At 71.6% G+C, this 20,301-nt stretch carries 16 protein-coding genes and 1 pseudogene; 6 read left to right on the top strand and 11 right to left on the bottom strand.

Annotated elements, in window-relative coordinates:
• Window positions 1-8: 8 nt before the first annotated feature.
• The 8 genes from ACFY2Z_RS16665 to ACFY2Z_RS16700 all read right to left on the bottom strand — a co-directional run bounded on the left by ACFY2Z_RS16665 (window position 9) and on the right by ACFY2Z_RS16700 (window position 8,051).
• Window positions 9-224, bottom strand: a complete 216-nt coding sequence (locus ACFY2Z_RS16665) for an EF-hand domain-containing protein (RefSeq protein ID WP_311696254.1) — start codon at window positions 222-224, stop codon at window positions 9-11.
• A 60-nt stretch (window positions 225-284) separates the two neighbouring features.
• Window positions 285-1,196 carry a MerR family transcriptional regulator gene (locus tag ACFY2Z_RS16670; protein WP_390744876.1) on the bottom strand — a complete coding sequence of 304 codons (912 nt, stop codon included), beginning with the start codon at window positions 1,194-1,196 and terminating at the stop codon, window positions 285-287.
• A 45-nt stretch (window positions 1,197-1,241) separates the two neighbouring features.
• On the bottom strand, window positions 1,242-2,414 hold the full coding sequence (locus ACFY2Z_RS16675; protein WP_390744877.1) for a beta-propeller fold lactonase family protein: 1,173 nt from the start codon (window positions 2,412-2,414) through the stop codon (window positions 1,242-1,244).
• Complete coding sequence (locus ACFY2Z_RS16680; protein WP_390744878.1) at window positions 2,414-3,253, bottom strand: polysaccharide deacetylase family protein; 840 nt, start codon at window positions 3,251-3,253, stop codon at window positions 2,414-2,416. The genes ACFY2Z_RS16675 and ACFY2Z_RS16680 overlap by 1 nt, the downstream gene beginning before the upstream one ends.
• A 314-nt stretch (window positions 3,254-3,567) precedes the next feature.
• On the bottom strand, window positions 3,568-4,071 hold the full coding sequence (locus ACFY2Z_RS16685) for an ATP-binding protein (protein ID WP_390744879.1): 504 nt from the start codon (window positions 4,069-4,071) through the stop codon (window positions 3,568-3,570).
• A gap of 320 nt (window positions 4,072-4,391) precedes the next feature.
• A complete protein-coding gene (locus ACFY2Z_RS16690; protein WP_390744880.1) occupies window positions 4,392-5,159 on the bottom strand; it encodes an enoyl-CoA hydratase/isomerase family protein in 768 nt (255 codons plus the stop codon).
• Between the two features lie 84 nt (window positions 5,160-5,243).
• Window positions 5,244-6,515, bottom strand: a complete 1,272-nt coding sequence (locus ACFY2Z_RS16695; protein WP_390744881.1) for an Ig-like domain-containing protein — start codon at window positions 6,513-6,515, stop codon at window positions 5,244-5,246.
• A 330-nt stretch (window positions 6,516-6,845) separates the two neighbouring features.
• A complete protein-coding gene (locus ACFY2Z_RS16700; protein ID WP_390744882.1) occupies window positions 6,846-8,051 on the bottom strand; it encodes an Ig-like domain-containing protein in 1,206 nt (401 codons plus the stop codon).
• Between the two features lie 270 nt (window positions 8,052-8,321).
• Between ACFY2Z_RS16700 and glgX the strand changes: the two genes are divergently transcribed.
• Window positions 8,322-10,592, top strand: coding sequence for a glycogen debranching protein GlgX (glgX, locus tag ACFY2Z_RS16705; RefSeq protein WP_390744883.1), 2,271 nt, complete (start codon window positions 8,322-8,324; stop codon window positions 10,590-10,592).
• Between the two features lie 82 nt (window positions 10,593-10,674).
• On the opposite strand, the pseudogene ACFY2Z_RS16710 reads toward glgX, so the two are convergent.
• A pseudogene (locus ACFY2Z_RS16710) lies at window positions 10,675-10,958 on the bottom strand (response regulator transcription factor); the annotation flags it as partial.
• Window positions 10,959-11,040: 82 nt separating this feature from the next.
• Between ACFY2Z_RS16710 and ACFY2Z_RS16715 the strand changes: the two are divergent.
• From ACFY2Z_RS16715 to ACFY2Z_RS16735, 5 genes are all read left to right on the top strand, one after another.
• Window positions 11,041-12,861, top strand: coding sequence for an ABC transporter ATP-binding protein (locus tag ACFY2Z_RS16715; protein ID WP_390744884.1), 1,821 nt, complete (start codon window positions 11,041-11,043; stop codon window positions 12,859-12,861).
• Window positions 12,858-14,726: an ABC transporter ATP-binding protein gene (locus tag ACFY2Z_RS16720; RefSeq protein ID WP_390744885.1), complete on the top strand. Its 1,869-nt coding sequence runs from the start codon at window positions 12,858-12,860 to the stop codon at window positions 14,724-14,726. The genes ACFY2Z_RS16715 and ACFY2Z_RS16720 overlap by 4 nt, the downstream gene beginning before the upstream one ends.
• 156 nt (window positions 14,727-14,882) lie before the next feature.
• Window positions 14,883-15,632: a thioesterase II family protein gene (locus ACFY2Z_RS16725; RefSeq protein ID WP_390744886.1), complete on the top strand. Its 750-nt coding sequence runs from the start codon at window positions 14,883-14,885 to the stop codon at window positions 15,630-15,632.
• Between the two features lie 8 nt (window positions 15,633-15,640).
• Window positions 15,641-16,387, top strand: a complete 747-nt coding sequence (locus tag ACFY2Z_RS16730; RefSeq protein ID WP_390744887.1) for a 4'-phosphopantetheinyl transferase family protein — start codon at window positions 15,641-15,643, stop codon at window positions 16,385-16,387.
• A gap of 57 nt (window positions 16,388-16,444) precedes the next feature.
• Window positions 16,445-17,692 carry an acetyl-CoA carboxylase biotin carboxylase subunit family protein gene (locus tag ACFY2Z_RS16735; RefSeq protein WP_390744888.1) on the top strand — a complete coding sequence of 416 codons (1,248 nt, stop codon included), beginning with the start codon at window positions 16,445-16,447 and terminating at the stop codon, window positions 17,690-17,692.
• A 91-nt stretch (window positions 17,693-17,783) separates the two neighbouring features.
• On the opposite strand, the gene ACFY2Z_RS16740 is transcribed toward ACFY2Z_RS16735, so the two are convergent.
• Window positions 17,784-18,740, bottom strand: coding sequence for a hypothetical protein (locus tag ACFY2Z_RS16740; protein ID WP_390744889.1), 957 nt, complete (start codon window positions 18,738-18,740; stop codon window positions 17,784-17,786).
• 109 nt (window positions 18,741-18,849) lie between these two features.
• Window positions 18,850-20,175 carry an acetyl-CoA carboxylase biotin carboxylase subunit family protein gene (locus ACFY2Z_RS16745; protein WP_390744890.1) on the bottom strand — a complete coding sequence of 442 codons (1,326 nt, stop codon included), beginning with the start codon at window positions 20,173-20,175 and terminating at the stop codon, window positions 18,850-18,852.
• Window positions 20,176-20,301 lie beyond the last annotated feature (126 nt).

Below are 20,301 nucleotides of genomic sequence, written 5' to 3' on the forward strand. Positions count from 1 at the left end.
CGGTCGTGTCACTGCTTGTTCAGGTACGTCCAGAACTCGTCGAACGACAGGACCTTGTCGCCGTTCAGGTCACGGGTCTTGATGACGGCCTCGGCCACCGCGTCGGTGACGTTCCAGTCGCCGCCCTGGGCCAGGGCCGACTTGAACTCGGCGGCGGTGATGAATCCGTCACCGTCCGCATCGATCCGCTCGAACTGATTGCGTGCTTCCTCGATGTCCGCCACCGATCCGCCCCTTCTTGGTGCCTTTGCCGTCGTACGGCCGTCCTACTGACGGAGGTCAGATTAACGGTCCGTCCGCGCCCTCAGTGCGGCGACCACCCAGGCGAAGTCCTCCCCGTGCGGTGGGGCGGGCGAGCCGTTCACCACGGACAGCAGTGCGCGGTAACGGGCGACCCGCTCGTCGAAGGCCGTCTCCATGCGTTCCAGCACCGCGACCGGGTCGGCGTCGCCGAGCAGTTCGCGCAGCACCGCGTCGGCCTCGGGGGCCTCGGGGACGACCCCGCGCCGCCGTGCCGCCCCCACCAGGTCGACGAGCCGCCTGACGAACCACAGGGACGCCCCGGCGGGCACATCGGGGCCCCGGTCGGCCGCGTTGAACTCGGCCGCCTTCCGCATCAGGTCCCGGAACTCCGGGTCCCGCACCATCTCGGCCAGCTCCACCCAGGCGTCCACCTGCTCGGGTGTGGGGTCCTCCGGCAGTTCCGTGGCCGAGCGGCGCATCCGCTCCCGGATCTCCGGATCGACGGTGTCGAGCCCGTGGAGCATCTCCTCCACGAACTCCTCCATGATCCGTCTCCGCTCGGCCACCGACAGCCGTGCCAGTCTGTTCATCAGGGTCGTCTCCTCCGCACTCGAGCCGCGCCGGGCCACCGTCGACAGCACCGCCCGGGTCACCTTCAGGGCGCTGATCTGCGCGTCCAGGGCGGCCACATGCGCGGCCGCCACCTCGGCGACGGTTCGCTCGCCGGCCAGCACGCCACGCACGTCGTCCAGGCCGAGGCCCAGCTCGCGCAGGGTGCGGATGAGTTCCAGACGGGCCACGGACCGCGGGTCGTAGAGCCGGTAGCCGCCCGAGGAGCGGGCGAGCGGGGGCAGGGCGCCCTCGTCCGACCAGTACCGGATGGTGCGGACGGTCAGTCCGGTGGCCCGCGCCAGCTCGCCGATGGTGAAGAGGCCGGTGCCGCTGTCGTTCATGCCTCCGAGTCTGGGCCTTCCAGCGGGTGGAGACTCAAGCCCGGGTCAGCGGTAGACGCCCGTGTGCCCCAGGGAGTAGCGGCCCGGCTGCGGATAGACCGCGAGGCCGTGCGGGCCGCTGCCCACCTTGATCCGGGCGAGCTGCTTCCCGGTCCGGGTGTCGATGGCGTAGACCACGGAGTTGTACCGGCCGGACAGCCACAGCACGGTGCCGTCGGTGGAGACGCCCCCCATGTCGGGGCTGCCGCCGCCCGGCAGGCGCCATTTGGCGGTCAGCTTGTCCTTCGCGAAGTCGAAGACGGAGATGGTGCCCTCGCCCCGGTTGGAGATGTACATCTCGTGGGAGTCGCGGCTGACGTAGAGACCGTGCGCCCCCTTGCCGGTGGCGAGGAAGGACGGCTTGGCGAAGGTGTCGCCGTTCAGGATCCACAGTCCGTCGGCCACCATGTCGGCGATGTAGAAGGTCTTGCCGTCCGGGGAGAGCTTGACGTCCTGCGGCATGGCTCCGTGGACCGCCAGCTTCTGCTCGCCGGTCACCTCCATCTTCGCGGTGTCGACCTTGAGCAGTTCCCCGCTGAACTCGCAGGAGACGATGAAGTAGCGGCCGTCGATGGAGAAGTCGGCGTGGTTGACGCCGTAGCAGCTCACCGGCAGCGCCTTGACCACCTTCATGGTGTGCGCGTCGCGGAACACCAGCTCGCGGTCCCTGGAGGCCATCACGACCGCGTACCGGCCGTCCGGCGTGAAGTACAGGTTGTACGGGTCGTGCACGGCGACGGGCTCGCCCGCCTCGCCGGTTCTCGGGTCGATCGGCGTGAGGGAGTTGCCCAGGTCGTTGTTGACCCACAGGGTCTTCAGGTCCCAGGAGGGCACCACGTGCTGGGGCTGGCGGCCGACCGGGATCGTGTCCAGGACCTGGTACGTCTTCGGGTCGATGACGGTCACCGTGTCGGAGTTGGTGTTGGGGACGTAGACCCGGGACGGGAAGTCCTTGACCACCTCGGAGAGCCGGCCCGGCCGGTCGGCCGAGTAGATGTCGCTCGGGTCGAGCACGGGCGGCATGCCCGGCAGCACCCGAACGGCGTTCTGCTGCTGGGCTCGGTCGATGGGGGCCTTGGAGGGCAGGGCCCGGTCCTTGTGGGATCCGCTGCTGCAGCCGGCGAGCGCGACGAGGGCGGCGCCGGCGATCAGTACGCGCGAGACGGTCGAGAGGGGCATCAGCTCAGCAGCTCCGTGGTGGTCACCGCGGCGAGGCCACGGTGGTCGAGTTCGTGGAGGATGGCGGGGAGGGCTGCGACCGTGTCCGCGTACCCGAAGTGCAGGCTCACCACCGACCCGTTGCGGATCTCGTCGGTGACCTTCTGAGTGACGGCCGGGGCGCCCGGCGAGGTGTAGTCGCGCGAGTCGACGTCGTACGACAGGACGTGCGGGTAGCCGACGTCACGGGCCAGCCGCTCGACGAGCGGGCTGGCGCGGGGCGCGCGCGAGGGGCGGAACCAGGTGCCGATGGATCCGGTGAGCCGCCGCAGCCGGTCCGCGCATCCCTGGATCTCCGCGCGTGCCTCCGCCTCGGTCATGGTGTTGATGGCGAGGTGGCGCTGCGTGTGATTGCCCAGGTCGTGACCGCCTCTCAGGATCCGGCGGACGATGTCGGGGTGCTCGTCCAGCCAGGAGCCGACCGCGAGCACGGTGACCCTCGCGTCCGCGTCCTCGGCCCGGTCGAGGATCGCCGCGGCGATGCCGGGGTCGCCCTGCCCGTGGAAGGTGAGGGCCACCCGGGGCCGGTCGCGCGGGCCGTGCTCGATCTCGGCGGGCTGCCCGGGGAAGGACCGCGGCGTGGGCGCCCAGGTGCCGGCGCGGGGGGAACCGCCGCCGTCGGAGGGGGAGGGAAGCGCGGGATGGACGACGGTCGGGCCGGGGGAACAGGCGGTGGCGAACGCGCCGGCTGCGAGCACCGCGCCCGCGCGCAGCGCCGAGCGGCGGTCGGGCACCGAGCGTGCGGTGCCCGTCGCGGGGTCCGGTGGTGGGGAGGGGACGGGCGTGGTCACTCTCCCCATTTAAGGGGCAGATGACGCCCAAAGCGGCGATTGGCCCACCCGGCGGCCTGGCGGGTCGCACCGGCGCATGATACGACGAACCGCCCACAGACCCGGCACAGGCAGGGTTCCATGACCGAACCCCGTCGCGCATCCGTGGTTCCGGTCTGCCATAGTCGACCTTGCGGCAGCCACCCATTGACCCGGGCAGCGGTTCGTCGCGGGTGTCGCGGCCAACACCCCAACTCTGTGCCGTACCACCCGAGGAAGCCCCGGCCGCCTCGCGACCGGGGCTTCCGTAGGGGCGCACGCACGCGATTCGGCGCCGGGCGCGGTCAGCGGTCGGCGGCCCGCATCTCGAACCATGTCATCTTGCCCCGCGGCAGCAGGTCGACGCCCCAGCGGTCGGCGAGCTTGTCGACGAGGAAGAGTCCGCGGCCGCTGACGTCCAGCTCCTGTACGGGCATCAGACAGGGCAGCCCTCGAGAGGGGTCGCGGATCTCGACACGGATTCGGCCCCGGCGCCGGTGCATACGTAATCCGAAGACGCGCGCGCCGGTGTGCCGTACGGCGTTGCCGACGAGTTCGGAGACGAGCAGGACCGCGTCCTCGGCCATTCTCGGGGAGAGCCCCCAGTGGCGCAGGACAACCACCTGGGCGAGGCGGCGCGCGATGGCCGCGGATTCAGGGAGGGACGGAAGCGGAACTTCCGTCTCGGCGGGGTTGCCGTACAACTCCAGTGCCTTCAGCGCCCGTTCGTCCTCGACCGCAGGCGACCAGCGTGCCGCGGTCGCACTCGCGTGCCGCCGCGGCTGTTCGATACCCTCCAGCCCCGCCATGACCCCATCATGGCCGCCCAGGGGCTCGCCGGGGGGCGATACGACGGAACACGACCCCAGGGATCACATATCCCACACGATTCGATTGACATATGCCAGGCGCAACTTGGAGCGGCGCATACCCCAACTGACCTGCGATCAAAGGTAAGTTGGGGGCATGAGTCAGTTGACGATGGCGGTGCAGCCTTAAGGTTGTCTTAAGGCTGCCATAATCCGCTCCTTCGAGGGACAGCGGATAAGACACGGCGTCAACTGCAAGTTGATCAGCGTGATTTCCTGAACAATTCTCAGATCCGCCCCACCGCCGTCCGCCGACCCCGTCAGACGAACTTCGCCTTGCCGGGGCCCTCCTCCACGAAGCTGCGCATGCCGCGCTCCCGGTCCTCGGTCGCGAACAGGCTCGCGAACCAGCTGCGTTCCACCGCGAGCCCGGTCTCGACGTTCGACTCCAGGCCCGCGTCGATGGACTCCTTCGCGGCGCGCAGCGCGATCGCGGGCCCCTTGGCGAGCCTGGCGGCCCAGGCGTGCGCCTCGGTGTACACGTCCCCGGCCGGCACCACCCGGTCCACGAGGCCCAGCGACAGCGCCTCGTCGGCCTTCACCATCCGCCCGGTGAAGATGAGGTCCTTGGCCTTCGACGGGCCGATCAGGCGCGCGAGCCGCTGGGTGCCGCCCGCTCCCGGGATCAGGCCGAGCTGGATCTCCGGCTGTCCGATCTTCGCGTCCTCGGCGGCGATGCGGTAGTCCGCGCAGAGCGCCAGCTCGCAGCCGCCACCCAGGGCGTAGCCGGTGACGGCTGCGACGACCGGCTTGGGGATGCGGGCCACGGTGGTGAAGCAGTCCTGCAGGGCGCGGGAGCGCAGCACCATCGCGGTGTGGTCCATGCCCTGCATCTCCTTGATGTCCGCGCCCGCCGCGAACACCTTCTCCCCGCCGTAGAGGATCACGGCGCGTACGTCCTCGCGGCGCGTGACCTCCTCGGCGAGTTCCCTGATCCGGTCCTGGATGGCGACATCCAGCGCGTTCATCGGCGGGCGGTCCAGGCGCAGGGTGCCGACGCCCTCGGCGACTTCGAGATGCACAGTCATGCCAGGTAGGTTAACGGGCACTAACGCGACGGGCCCGGTGCACCCGCTCACAGCGGTACACCGGGCCCGGCCTCTCGGGTGCTTCTACTTGATCCACTCGCTCCAGGGCATGTTCCAGCCGTTGAGCCCGTTGTCGGGCGCGACCGTGTGGTCGTGCGAGTTCTTCACGACGACGACGTCGCCGATCATCGAGTTGTCGTAGAACCACGCGGCCGGCACGGACTTGTCGTAGCCACCGCGGACATCGCGCAGGCCGACGCAGCCGTGGCTGGCGTTGTAGTTGCCGAAGGCGTCGCCGCCCCAGTAGTTGCCGTGGATGAAGGTGCCGGAGTCGGTCAGGCGCTGGGCGTGCGGCACGTCCTTGATGTCGTACTCGCCGCCGTAGCCGACGGTCTCGCCGTTCATCCGGGTCACGACGAGGCGCTCGCTGATGACCATCTGGCCGTTCCAGGTGTCGTAGCCCGGCTTGCCGGTCGTGGCCGGGAGGGTCTTGATGACCTTGCCGTCGCGCTTGACGACCATCTTGTGGGTCTTGGCGTCGACGGTGGAGACCTGGCTGCGGCCGATGGTGAAGTGCACGGTCTTCGCCTGCTTGCCGTAGACGCCGGGGCGGCCCTCGACACCGTCGAGGTCGAGCTTCACGGTGACCTTGGTGCCGGCCTTCCAGTACTCCTCGGGCCGGAAGTCGAGGCGGTCGTTGCCGAACCAGTGGCCGCGGACCTCGACGGCCGGCTCGGTCTTGATGGTGATGGCCTTCTCGACGGCCGCCGGGTGGGTGATGCCCCGGGTGAAGTGGATCGAGAACGGCATGCCGACGCCGACCGTGGTGCCGTCGTCGGGCTGGTAGGTGCCGATGAAGGTGTGCTGCGGGGTGAGCGTGGTGAACGAGGACTCCTCGGCGGAGGCGAGCCCCGCGGAGTCCTTGGCGACCGCGTGCACCTTGTACGTCGTGGCCCCGGTCAGATGGGTCGAGGGCGTCCAGGTGGTGCCCCCGCCGGATATCGTCCCGGCGACCTCGTGGCCCTTGGTGTCCACGACCTTGACCTCGGTCAGCTTGCCCTTCGCGGCGGTCACCTTGAGGGCGCCGCCGGTGTCCACGGCCTTGGCGCCGTTCTCGGGGGCGATGGTGACGACGGCCTGCGACTGCTTGTTCGCGGCCTCCCCCGAGTCCTTGCCCTTGCCGCCGCCGGCCCCCGAGCCGGCGTTCCCTCCCCCGCCGCACGCGGTGGCGGTCACCAGGAGGGCACCGAGTACCAGTGCCGTGAGCCCCTTGCGTCCCCGCCGGGCACTGCCGCTCCCCCGCTCCCGTCTTCCCCGCGCATCAACCGACGCCCCCGATATCGGTCGCCCGTTCACGTTCGTTCTCCCCTCGCACGGCCTGATCAGGCCCGCACACCCCGACATGTCTGCGCCTCAGGGACGCCCGAGCCGGTGGTGGTGACAACCGGCCGTGCTCAGCCCTTCGGGCCTGCGCGTGCTCGGTCTCCCGCCCCTGGCACGTCGCCGCCGTCCCGGCTCGCGACCCGCGCGCGCATTGCGCAAATCAATCACACGCCCCGGCCGGATGACTCCCCGCTATTGTCACTGTTCAGTCCCAACTTCGGGGCGCGCGAAGGAGCGTCCCGGACCGCCGGGCGCACACCCCCCGCGCACCCCCTCCCGGCCGACGGTCCGTCCCCCTCCCGACTACCGGTCCGCGCCGCCCGCCGTCCACTCCGGCCAGCTCATGTTCCAGCCGCCGAGCCCGTTGTCGGGAGCGACCTGCCTGTCCCTGCTGTGCACGACCTCGATCACGTCGCCGACGAGGCTGCGGTCGTAGAACCAGCCCGCGGGCGTGTGGGAGCCGCCGCCCTTGACGTCCTCGAGGCCCACGCAGCCGTGGCTGACGTTCCTGTGCCCGGGGGCGCCCGGTGCCCAGTAGTTGCCGTGCACGAAGGTGCCGGAGTCGGTCAGGCGCAGGGCGTGCGGGACATCGGGGATGTCGTACTCGCCACCGAAGCCGACCGTGCGGCCGTCCATGCGGGTGACCTCCAGCATCTCCATGACCACCATCTTCCCGTTGTACGTGGTGGTCTTCGGGGCGCCCGCGGTGATCGGCACGGTGGCGATCAGCCGGCCGTCGCGCCGGACCTGCATGGTGTGCGCGGCCGCGTCGACGAGGGAGACCTGACTGCGGCCGACGGTGAACGAGAACGTCTTGTACTGCAGGCCGTAGACACCGGGGGCGCCCTCCACGTCCCGCAGCCGCAGCGTGACGGTGACCCGGGTGCCGGGCCGCCAGTACCGGCGGGGCCTGAAGTCGACGCGGTCCCGGCCGAACCAGTGCGGGCGGATCTCCACCGGCGGGCTCGCGCTCACCCGGATCGCGCGCTCGACGGCGGCCCGGTGCTCGATCTCCCGGTTGAACTGGAGGGAGACGATCATCCCGGTGCCGACCGTGGCGCGGTCCTCGGGGGTGACGTAGCCGATGAACCGGCGGGCCGGGACGAACGTGGTGAAGGTGGCGTGCCGGGCGAAGCGGCGGCCGCTGCCGTCGTGGGCCACCGCGTCCACGGTGTAGCGGGCGGCGAGGGCGAGACGGTCGTCGTCGGGCCGCCAGACCCTGCCGTCGTCGGAGAGATGCCCGGGCACCGGGGTGTCCTGCGCGTCCTGGGCGGCGACGACGGTCACCGACTCCAGCCGGCCGTCGGCCACCCGCACCCGCAGCCGCCTTCCGGGGCCCACGGCCCTGCTGCCGTCGTCGGGGGAGACACGGATGACGTCCCGGGACGCGGGCGACTTCCCGAGCGCCTCGTCGAATCCGGAGCTGCAGCCGGTCACCAGGCCCGCCCAGGTCAGTGCGGCGGCCAGCGCGGCTCCCGCGCGCCGCCGTTGCGTCTGTACGTGGATCACGCCGGGCCCAACGACCCAGGCCCTCCTGGGGAAACGTGAGTGCGAGCCACGCTCTGGGCAGAACAGTGGGGAGGACGACGCGACGGGAAGCCGCGCCCCTGAGCCGCAAGGGCGCGCCCGTGCCGGGAGATCGGTGTGCGCGGGCTTTTGAGGCCCGCACGGCCGGTCCCCTGCACCGGCCCAGGCGCCCCGGAGCCGGGCAGGCCGGAAAGGGCGGATGCCGCACGCCCTTGTTCCGTGTCGCCCCGACGAGCCGCGGGAGGCTGAACGGTGTCGAGCGCAGCCGAGCAGGAGGCAGTGGAGAGGCAGCGGGCGGACGAGGGACGGTCCGCGCGCCCGGCCGCCGTGCTCAACGGCAGGCGCCGCCCGGTGCCGGCCGTACCCGTGTGGCCGGGTTCGCCCACTCCGCTCGGGGCGCGCTTTCGCGCGGGCCCGGACGGGGCCGTGGGCACCAACTTCGCGCTGTGGGCGGGTGGCGCCGAGGCGGTCGAGCTGTGCCTGTTCGACGGGCGGGGCGCCGAGAGCCGCGAGACCCGGGTCGCGCTCACGGAGTTGACGCACGAGATCTGGCACGGGTTCGTGCCGGGCGTGATGCCCGGTCAGCGGTACGGCTACCGGGTGCACGGCCGCTGGGACCCCTGGACGGGCGCGCGCTGGAACCCTGCGAAGCTTCTCCTCGACCCGTACGCGCGTGCCGTGGACGGCGACTTCGGTCTGCCGCCGGAGGTGTACGGGCATGTGCGGGACTGGCCCGACCAGCGGGTCGCGGACACCGTGCGCGACGAGCGGGACTCGGCGCCGTACGTCCCCAAGGGTGTCGTCGTGCACGACGGCGGACCCGACGACGAATGGACGTACGACCACCGTCCGAAGACCCCGTGGGCGGACTCGGTGATCTACGAGCTGCATGTCCGCGGCTTCACCCGCCTGCACCCCGGCATCCCCCCGGAACTGCGCGGCACCTACGCGGGCCTGGCGCACCCCGCGGCGGTCGACCATCTGGTGCGGCTCGGGGTGACGGCCGTGGAGCTGCTGCCCGTGCACCAGTTCGCGCACGAGGACCATCTGCTGCGGCGGGGCCTGCGCAACTACTGGGGCTACAACTCGATCGGCTACTTCGCCCCTCACGCGGCCTACGCCTCCACGGGCACGACCGGTCAGCAGGTCGGGGAGTTCAAGCGGATGGTGCGGGCGCTGCACACGGCCGGGATCGAGGTGATCCTCGACGTGGTCTACAACCACACGGCGGAGGCGGGCGAGCTGGGCCCGACGCTGTCGCTGAAGGGCATCGACAATCGCGGCTACTACCGTCTGCAATCCGACGGGCGCGGATACGCGGACTACACGGGCTGCGGCAACACCCTGCACGTGGTGCAGCCGCAGGTGCTGCGGCTGATCACCGACTCCCTGCGGTACTGGGTCACGGAGATGGGGGTGGACGGCTTCCGCTTCGATCTGGCGGCGGCGCTGGCGCGGTCGATGCACGACGTCGACATGCTCTCCCCGTTTCTGGCCGTGATCGCCCAGGACCCGGTGCTGCGCCGGGTGAAGCTGATCGCGGAGCCCTGGGACGTGGGCTCGGGCGGCTACCAGGTCGGCGCGTTCCCACCGCTGTGGACGGAGTGGAACGACCGCTACCGCAATGCCGTACGGGACTTCTGGCGGGGCGCGCTGCCGGACGTACGGGACCTGGGGTACCGCCTGTCGGGTTCCAGCGATCTGTACGCGTGGGGTGGCCGCCGCCCGTACGCGTCGGTCAACTTCGTGACGGCGCACGACGGTTTCACGCTCCGCGACCTGGTCTCCTACGAGCGCAAGCACAACGAGGCCAACGGCGAGGGCAATCGCGACGGCTCCGACGACAACCGCTCCTGGAACTGCGGCGCGGAGGGGGACACGGACGACGCGGGGGTACGGGCGCTGCGCCGGCGGCAGCTGCGGAATCTGCTGACCACCCTGCTGCTGTCGACGGGGGTGCCGATGCTGGTGGCGGGCGACGAGATGGGCCGCACCCAGCGCGGCAACAACAACGCCTACTGCCAGGACAACGAGACCGGCTGGGTGGACTGGAGCCTGCTCGAGGACCCGGGCTGGCGGGAGCTGTTCGAGCTGACCTCCCGGCTGATCGCGCTGCGCCACCGCCACCCGGTGCTGCGCCGACGGGCGTTCTTCTCCGGGCGGGCCCATTCGGCGGACGGCCTGCGGGACCTGGCGTGGTTCACGGCACACGGGCAGGAGATGACGGAGGGCGACTGGTACGCGCCCGCGTCGACCCTGGGCATGTATCTCTCGGGCCGCGACATACCGGGCCGTGACGCACGGGGGGCACCGGTGGTGGACGACAGCTTCCTCGCGGTGCTGCACGCCGGGGAGGCGCCGGTGGACTTCGTGCTGCCGGGAGGTCCCTGGGCGCGGCGCTACGAACTGGTGGTGGACACCTCCCGGGAGGAGCAGTCGCGTCCGCCGGGGACGCCGCACCGGGCGGCCACGACCGTCACGGTGCCCGCGCGGACGGTGCTGCTGCTGCGGGTGGTGGACTGACGGAAGGTCCGGCGCCGCGACGCCGGCTCGCGACGCACGGCACGGCACGGCACGGCACGGCACGGCACGGCACGGCACGGCACTAGCCGAGGATCCTCCGGTCGTAGGCCACCGTCACCGCCGCCGCGCGGTCCTTGACGCCCAGCTTGGCGTAGAGGTGGGTGAGGTGGGTCTTGACCGTGGCCTCGCTGATGAAGAGGACGCGGGCGATCTCGCGGTTGGAGGTGCCCTTGGCGACCAGGGCCGGCACTTCGCGTTCGCGGGCGGAGAGCGGCTCGTCGCCGGGGGCGCGGACCGCCGAGACCAGAGGGGAGGCCACCGCCGGGGACAGGACCTGCGGCCGTCGGCCGCGGCCCGTACCGCGGTGGGAGGCCGTGGACCACCGGCGGATCCGGGTCGGGCCAAAACTCGGTGGGCACTGTCAGTGCCGGTCCGTAGGCTCGCACTGATGCCCACTCAACCTGTGACACCCAAGGACCGCTCGGCCGTCCGCACGCTGCTGCGCCTGTGGCCCTATGTACGGCCGGTGCGGGCGCGGCTGCTGACCGCCGCGTTCGTCGCGATCGTCGCGTCGTGTGTCGGCCTGGTGATCCCGCTCGTCCTGAAGTGGATGGTGGACGGGCCGGTGGCCGACCGGGATCCGGCCGGTGTGTGGCTCGGTGCGCTGTATCTGCTGCTGCTCGGGATCGCCGAGGCGGTGCTGTTCGGGATACGGCGGTGGCTGGTGGCCCACCCGCTGTCCCGCGTCGAGGCCGACATGCGGGCGGATCTGTACCGGCATCTACAGCGCCTTCCGGTCGCCTTCCACGACCGCTGGGCCTCGGGACAGCTGCTGTCGCGGGGCACCACGGATCTGATGCTGCTGCGTCAGTTCCTCGCCTTCCCGCTGACGTTCCTGCTGGTCAACGGGGTGACCATCCTCGTGGGCGTGATCATCATGCTGTCCCAGGACGCGGTGCTCGGACTGGTCGTCCTGGGGCCCGGCATCCCGGTGGTGGTCATGTGCTGGGTCTTCGAGCGGCGTTACGCGGAGGTGGCGCGGCGGGCGCAGGACCAGGTGGGCGATCTGACGACCGTGGTCGAGGAGAGCGTGCTCGGCATCCGGATCGTCAAGGGGTTCGGCCGCCACCGCAGCCAGGCCCGGGCGTTCCGGGAGCTGTCGCGCACCCTGCGCGGGACGGAGCTGGAGAAGGCGCGGCTGCTCGCGTGGATCTGGGCGGTCATCGTCACCCTGCCGGAGCTGGCCATCGGGGTCGTGCTGGTGCTCGGGACGGTACGGGTGGCCGACGGCGCCCTGTCCGCGGGCACGCTGGTGGCGTTCCTGTCGACGGCGCTGGCGCTGCGCTGGCCGGTGGACTCGATCGGCTTCCTGCTGGCGATGAGCCAGGAGGCGGCCACGGCCACGGAGCGGTACTTCGAGGTGATGGACGAACGACCCGAGAGCGACGCGGTCGACGTGGGCGTGGAGTCCCTCGGTGTCCCGGCGGTCCCGCCGTCCGCGGTCACGGACGGACTGCGCTTCGACGGCGTCCGCTTCCGCTACCCCGACGCGCCCGCCGGTTCCGCCGCCGTCCTCGACGGCGTCGACCTCCACATCCGCCCCGGCGAGACCATGGCCCTCGTGGGCGCCACCGGCAGCGGCAAGACCACGCTGACCGCGCTCATCCCCCGGCTGCACGAGGTCACGTCGGGCCGGATCACGCTGGACGGCGAGGACATCACGGCCCTGTCCCGCGCGGAGCTGCGGACCCGGGTGGCCGTCGCCTTCGAGGAGCCGACCCTCTTCTCCGCGACCGTCGCCGACAACGTTCTCATGGGTGCCCCGGACACCGCCGGGGACCTGGAACTGGAGCGCGCCCTCGGCGTCGCGCAGGCCGACTTCGCCCACGCCCTGCCCCAGGGCACCCGGACCCAGGTCGGCGAGCAGGGCCTCAGCCTGTCCGGCGGCCAGCGGCAGCGCCTCGCGCTGGCCCGTGCCGTCGTCGGCACCCCCCGCTTCCTGGTGCTCGACGACCCGCTCTCCGCCCTGGACGTGCACACCGAGGCCGCGGTCGAGGCGGCGCTGCGCCGGGTGCTGGACGGCACCACCGCCCTGGTCGTCGCGCACCGCCCGTCCACGGTCCTGCTCGCCGACCGCGTCGCACTGCTCTCCGGCGGCCGCATCGCCGCCGTGGGCACCCACCAGGAACTGCTGCGCACGAACGCCGAGTACGCCCATCTGATGTCCGGACGCCCCGAGCACGGCGAGGACCGCGAGGAGGCCCGATGACGGCGCAGACGACCACCGCGCCGAACGACGAGGACGAGCGGCAGGGGCCCTCCGCCCCGCCGTCCGCCGCCTCCGGCGACCCGTTCGACCGTGACACCCTGCCCACGCCCCCGGGCGCCACGGCCGCGCTGCTGCGCTCCCTGCTCGCCCCGCTGCGGGCCCGGACCGTGGTGACCTGTGTGCTGCTCCTGCTCCAGCAGGCGGCCGTGCAGGTGGGCCCGCTGCTCGTGGCGTACGCCATCGACCGGGCCGTGCCCGCGTTCCGGGACGGCGACCACGGTCCGCTGATCGCGGTGGCGGTCGGCTATCTGCTGTCCGCCCTGGCCGGCGGCGGGCTCCAGTACGCGTTCATCATCGCCTCCGCCCGCGTCAACCAGGACGTGCTGCTCGATCTGCGCGGCCGGATCTTCCGCCATGCGCAGGCACTGAGCGTCGACTTCCACGAGCGCTACACCTCCGGCCGGCTGATCTCCCGGTCCACGACGGACGTGGAGTCGCTGCGGGAACTGCTCAGCGAGGGCCTGCAGGAACTGGTCACGGTCATCCTGTCGTTCGTCTACATCTCCGCGATGCTGCTCTGGCTGGACCTCGGCCTGGGCGCGGTGGCGGTGGTGTCCCTGGTGCCGCTGTACTGGCTGGTGCGGCTCTACCGGCGCCGGGCGGGCCGGATCTTCCGCCGCCGGTCGACCGCGATCGCCGCGGTCATCGTCAAGTTCGCGGAGACGATGAACGGCATCCGGCCGGTGCGCGCGTTCCGCCGCGAGGCCGCCAACGACGCCGGCTTCCGCGTCCTGAACGCGCGGCACGCGAAGACCAACGGCGACGCGCTGCTGGAGATGGCCCGCTATGTCACCGGCTCCCGGCTGGTGGCCAACACGGCGGTGGCCGGAATCGTGCTGTGGGGCGCGTCCCGGGTGGCGGACGGGTCGCTGGCGCTGGGCGTGCTCGCGGCCGCGGTCCTCTATCTGCGGCGCCTGTACGACCCCATCGACCGCCTCGGGATGTTCCTCAACGCCTACCAGTCGGCGGCGGCCTCGCTGGAGAAGATCGCGGGCCTGCTGGCGCAGACGCCTTCGGTGCCCGAGCCGTCCGCCCCCGTGCCGCTGCCGGCCCTCACGGGCGAACAGCCCGGCCGCCGGGTCGTGTTCGAGGACGTACGGTTCGCGTACCGCACGGGCGGGGAGGTGCTGCCGCACTTCTCGCTGACGCTGCCCGCCGGGCAGACGGTCGCGGTGGTCGGCGCGACGGGCGCCGGCAAGTCGACGCTCGCCAAGCTGCTCGCCCGCTTCTACGACCCCTCCGACGGCCGGGTCCTGCTGGACGGCGTGGACCTGCGGGACCTCGCCCTGCCCGAACTGCGCCGGGGGGTGGTGATGGTGACCCAGGAGGCGTTCCTGTTCTCCGGTACGGTCGCCGAGAACATCGCGATCGGCCGTCCGGACGCGACCCGCGAGGAGATCGAGCGGGCGGCCAAGGCGATCGGCGCGCACGACTTCATCAGCGCGCTGCCCGACGGCTACGACACCGACGTACGCAAGCGCGGCGGCCGTATCTCCGCCGGTCAGCGCCAGCTCGTCGCGTTCGCCCGCGCCCTGCTGGCGGATCCGGCGGTCCTGATCCTCGACGAGGCGACCAGCTCCCTGGACATCCCCGGCGAACGGGCCGTGCAGCGCGCCATGGAGACGGTGCTGCGGGGCCGTACGGCCGTCGTGATCGCGCACCGGCTGTCGACGGTGGAGATCGCGGACCGGGTCCTGGTCATGGAGGACGGACGTATCGTCGAGGACGGCCGCCCCGCCGAACTGATCGCGGGAACGGGCCGGTTCGCGGATCTGCACCGTGCCTGGCGGGACAGCCTGGCGTGACCGGGGCGGGCCGGGGGCCGGGGCCTTCGCCCGGGAGCGCGGGCATCTCCGTGGTGACCCAACTCACCGCGCGCAGCGCATGATTGACGTAGATTTCGTAGTGCGCGTAGCGACCCCGCCAGCGATGGATCACCGGCGAGCACGGAAGGACCACCCTTGAGCGGCATCGTGACCCGTCCCACCACCGAGGTCCGGCTGTTCGGATTCCACCATGCCGGGGGGTCGAGCGCTCTGTTCCACCCCTGGCGCCGGCTGCTTCCGGAGGGCTGGGAGCTGCGGGCGCTCGACGCGCCCGGGCACGGCACCCAGATGAGGCATCAGCCGATCGACGACCTCGACGCCCTCCTCGCGCACTTCCTCGACGTGGTCCCGCCCGAACCGGAGGTCCCCTACGCCTTCTTCGGGCACAGCATGGGTGGCATCGTCGCCTACGAGCTGACCCGCCGGCTGATCGCGGAGGGACGCGTACCCCCGGTCTGGCTCGGCGTCTCCGCCTGCCGGGCGCCCGGCACGCCGCTCTCCGTCCACCGGCACACGCTCGACGACGAGGGGCTGCGCAGGAGCGTCGCCGAGCTGGGCGGCACCCCCGCGCAACTGCTGGACAACCCGGCCCTGTGGGAGATATTCGGCCGGCTCATCCGGTCCGATCTTCGACTGGTGGAGACCTGGCACTCCGAGCCGGGCCCGCCGCTGCGCGTACCCCTGTCGGTGTTCGGCGGCCGCTACGACGTCTCCCCGCCTCCGGAGCAACTGGCCGCGTGGACCGGGCGGTCCTCCGCTTTTCTCGGTATGCGGATGTTCGACGGAGGCCACTTCTACTTCGCCGCGGACCCACAGCCCCTGCTCACCCATGTCGTACGGGACGTGCGCACCGCGGTTGACGCGGCCGCGCAGCGGGTCGGATGAGCCCCGCCGTGGCTTGCCGGGTGTGGTGGGCCGGGGCCGGCGACCACCGGCCGGAACTGGACGCCCTGCTGGGTCCAGCCGAGGCCGTACGACGCGAGCGGTACGCCAGTGCTGCGGACCGCCGTCGCTTCACCGTGTCCGCCGCCCTGCTGCGGCTGGCCGCCGCACGGGAGTTGGGGTGTGCGCCGCAGGAGGTGCCGGTGGCGCGGAACTGCCCGGACTGCGCCGTGCCGCACGGGCGGCCCCGGATCGAGGGGCCGGTGCATGTGTCGGTGTCGTACGCGGGGCAGGCCGTCGCCGTCGCGGTGAGCACGGGCGCGGCGGTCGGTCTCGACGCGGCCGAGGCCCCGGCCGGCGGGCCGACCCCGGCGAGCCTGGCCGCCCTCGAACGGGCGCTGCGGCCGGAGGAGCGGGCGGAGCTGCGCGAGGCGCCGGAGGGGACGCGGGCCGGGATGCTCGTGCGGTGGTGGACGTACAAGGAGGCCGTCCTCAAGGCCACCGGGGACGGTCTGCGCGTCCCGCCCACCGACATCGGGGTGAGCGAGCGGTTCGGGTCGGCCCGGCTGACGGCGTATCCGGGACGGCCCGAACTCCTGGACGGCGGAACGGTGTTGCGGTCGGCCGGCGCGTCCCTCGCCCGGCTCTCCCCGGCGGCCATGGCGTCCGTCGCGTTCTTGGTGGATCGTGGGACCCGTGTCGATCACGTACGAGGGGAAGACGGCCGGGAGCTGCTCGGCACCGTCGCCGTGCACTGAGTCGCTCCCCGGGCGTACCGGCACGACCGCACCGGCATCATCGAGGGGAGACACACCGTGACGGGACAGGCGAGGCCGCGGCTGACGGTCGTGGGCAGCGGAGGGCAGCCCTATCGGGAGTACTCCTTCCGCGCGCTCGTCGAGGACTACGAGCTGACGGCGGTCCTGCCGACGCCCCCCACCTGGCAGTCCCGGTATCTGACGGACCACCGGGTGGCCGACTGCACGGACCCCGGCGCGATCGCCGCCGCGGTGTCCGAACTCGCCGGGCCGGACGGGCGGGGCGGGGTGTTCACCTGGGACGAGCTGGTCCTGGAGGCCACCGCCGTGGCCGCCGGAAAGCTCGGACTGCCGCATATGTCGGCCACCGCGGTGGCCCGGTGCCGGGACAAGTACCTGACGAGGTCGCTGATGGCCGAGGCGGGGCTGCCCTCGCCGCGCCACCGGCTGGTGCGGTCCGCGGACGAGGCGGCGCGCGCGGCGGCGGAGTTCGGCCGGCCGGTCGTGGTGAAGCCGCGCTCCCTGGCGGGCAGCATCGGGGTGGTCAGGGCCGAGGACGAGGCCGCGGTCCGTACGGCGTTCGAGCTGGCCTCCGGGGCGGCGTACGCCACGCTGCCGGCCGGTGAGGGCATCCTCGTCGAGGAGTATCTGGACGGCCCCGAGATCAGTGTCGACAGCGTTGTCTTCGAGGGCGAGGTCCGCTGTGTGCACGTGGCCCGCAAGCGGCTCGGGTTCCCGCCCTACTTCGAGGAGGTGGGCCATCTGGTGACGGCCCTCACCTCGCAGGCGCTGGATCCGGAGGTGGTGGAGCTGGTGCGCGCCACGCACCAGGTGCTCGGGGTCGACTTCGGTGTCACGCACGCCGAGGTCCGGCTCACCCCGGCCGGACCCCGGCTGGTCGAGCTGAACGGACGGCTCGGCGGGGACCTGATCCCCCTGATCAGCCGGATGGCCACCGGGATCGACCTGGTGAAGGCGGCCGCCGAGATCGCCCTGGGCCGGGTGCCCCGGTTCTCCGAGGGCGGGGGCGGCGGGCCGGGCCGCACCGCGGAGGTCCGCTTCGTCTATCCGGCGCAGGACTGCGAGGTGCGCGGCGTCGATCTCCAGGAAGCGGCCGCCGTGCCCGGCATCGCCCACGCCACGGTGCTGGCCCCGCCCGGGACACGGCTGCTGCTGCCGCCGAAGAACCCGATCCCGCGGCTCGCGGCACTGGTCGCGGTGGCCGACGACGAGAAGGCCACGGGGCACGCGCTGGACGTCGCCGAGCAGAAGGTCGTGGCGGACACCGTCCCGCTGCCCGGCTGAGCACGGCCGGGAGCCGGTCCGGGAGCGATCGGCACGACCCCCGGTCGGGTCGGTGCCGACTTCGGGCCGGCTCCTAGCTCTCGGCCGGCGCCTAGCTCTCGGCCGGCGCCTTGGCGAGGCGGGCGACGAAGAAGCCCTCGAAGGTGTCGGTGGGCGCCACCCGGACGGCGTTCCTCACGCGCTCGTCGAACTTCATACCGCGCCAGGAGGTGACGCCGGGCAGGAACGACGGTTCGGCGAAGTCCAGGGGCTCCACGGTGAGGTCCTTGTGCCGTTCCAGGTTCTTGCTGACCGGGAACTCGTTCTCCTCGGGGCTGAGGGTGCAGGTGGAGTACACCATGACGCCGCCGGGCCGCAGCAGCTTGTAGGCCGCGGTGATCATCTTGGTCTGGAGGAACTTGTACTTCTCGATGCGCTCCTCGGACCAGAACTTCAGGGAGCTGGAGCGGCGCAGATCGATCCGTCCCTCGCCGGAGCACTGGACGTCCAGCAGGATGCGGTCGAAGGACTCGGCGGGCAGCGACTTGTCGATGTACTGCGCGGGGTGCGTGGTCAGCTCCGCGTAGCGCACGCCGTACAGCTCGGCGAGCTCGCCCATCTTGCGGGCGCGGGGGGCGGCACCGTCGTTGAGCCACAGCCGGCAGTCGTTGCCGACGCGCGCGGCGACGTGGAAGGCCTTTCCGCCGGGGGCGGCGGCCACGTCGAGGAGGTCCTCGCCGGGGCGCGGCGACAGCGCGACGGGCGGGATGAGGCTGGAGGCGTTCTGCAGATAGACCCGGCCCTGGTGGGCCAGCTCGAGCATGTCCTCGAAGCCGTCGTTCTCCGGCCACAGGAAGGTGTGCTCGCACCAGTCGACCGGGAAGGCCTTGGGTGCCTTCTCGCGCACGGCCCGCAGCGTGTCCTGGTACGTCTCCTCGTCGAGCAGCCGGTTGACGCGGATGGAGGTCGGGCGGGCCCCCCGGAAGATCTCCTTGACCTCGGTCGGTCGGATCCGGAGGACCTCGGCCATACGCTGCTCGAACTGGCGGATGGTCCGCGCACTGGACACGGCCGGGCTCCCTTCTGGCCGACCCCGCGGTCGGATGGTCTCTGGGCCACCAGTCTCTCACTCGACGGTGGCCCACAGATCCGTGCGACGGAGCGGCCGGAACCTCGGCCTATTCGAACACGAGTTTGACGCGCTTCCGGGTCTCCTCGTGCAGATACGGGATCCGGTCGACGTCCGTGCAGTGATAGAAGGCGTCGTAGGTGTACATCCAGCCCTCACGGGTGGCCTTCGACTCACCACGGGCCGGCACCCGGTGGCCCGGCTCCAGATACTGCTGCTCGAAGTCGAACTCCGGCTGGGCGTGCACCCAGTCCAGCCCGGTGAACTCCTTGAAGATCCCGGACTCCTCGGCGTTGACGAACACCCCGAGGAGGAAGCCCTCCTTGGCGCGCGGGTACGTCCGCGGCAGCGGCTCGCCCATCTGGAGCTTGCGGCCCATGTCCCGGACGTCGACGCCGAGCCACGCGATGAGCGTCTTGGCCACGCTGCCCCCGCCGATCCGCGGGTTCACCTCGATGATCGACACGCGCTCGCCGTCCCACTTCAGCTCGATGTGGACGAAGGTGTCGTCCACGCCGAGCTTGCGCAGCGCGTCCTGGAGGATCACACGGATGCGTTCCTCTTCCTCGGCCGAGACGAAGGGGGTCGGGCAGACGTTCGCCGTCTCCAGCCGGAAGCCGCCCTCCTGGGCCCACAGCAGCTTCTCCTGGATCAGCAGCGACACCAGTTGGCCGCTCTGCATGAACGCCTCGAAGGACAGCTCCCGGCCCTCGCCGATGAAGGACTCCAGCAGCACCTCGCCCCGCGGGTCCCACACTCGGGTCCCGTCGTCGAACGGGCCGTGCGGATGGCCCTCCCGCAGACTCTCGAAGGTCTCCGCCAGCTCGTCGTAGGCACGCTCCGGGTCCTGGACGATCTCCACGAAGGCGCTCGCCGTGCCCCAGATCGGCTTGATCACAAAGGGCACGCCCAGCCGCTCGACCGCCGCGGCGACGTTCTCCCGCGACAGGTCCGCGGCCTTGAACACCTCGGTGCGCAGCGGCAGCATGCCGCCGAGCACCTCCCGCAGCCGGGGCTTGATGCGGCAGTTCAGCTGCCCCTCGAAGCCGGGGAAGTCCATGCCGAGGCGGCGTGCGGCGCCCAACTGCACCGGCCAGATCTTGTCGTTGATGATCGAGAACCGGTCGAGCCTGCCCCGGTAGGGGCTCAGCGCCTCGACCACCGCGTCCTCGGAGAAGACATCGGAACAGACGATCACTTCGTCCGCGCACTCCTCGTACACCGAGACGAACTCGGCGGCGCAGAGGAAGAGAACGGGAACGCCGTGCTCGCGGAGACTTCGGGCGCGGTTTCGCAACTCCGGCCAGAGTTCCATTCCAGGAATGGACACCTCGACGAAATATCCCGTATCCACGGACGAGTTGTGCTGGTCCATTGCATTCACGGTGGTCACGCTAACACCGGCCCGCAGGGGCGGCAAGGTTCGATGAAGCGGTCCACCAAGGGATGTGACGGCATGTCAAGCAAGGTCCACGGATCTCGGGGGCCGGGCGTGGAGTTC

It is taken from the genome of Streptomyces sp. NPDC001222, from assembly GCF_042896945.1.
Classification (GTDB): domain Bacteria; phylum Actinomycetota; class Actinomycetes; order Streptomycetales; family Streptomycetaceae; genus Streptomyces; species Streptomyces gibsoniae.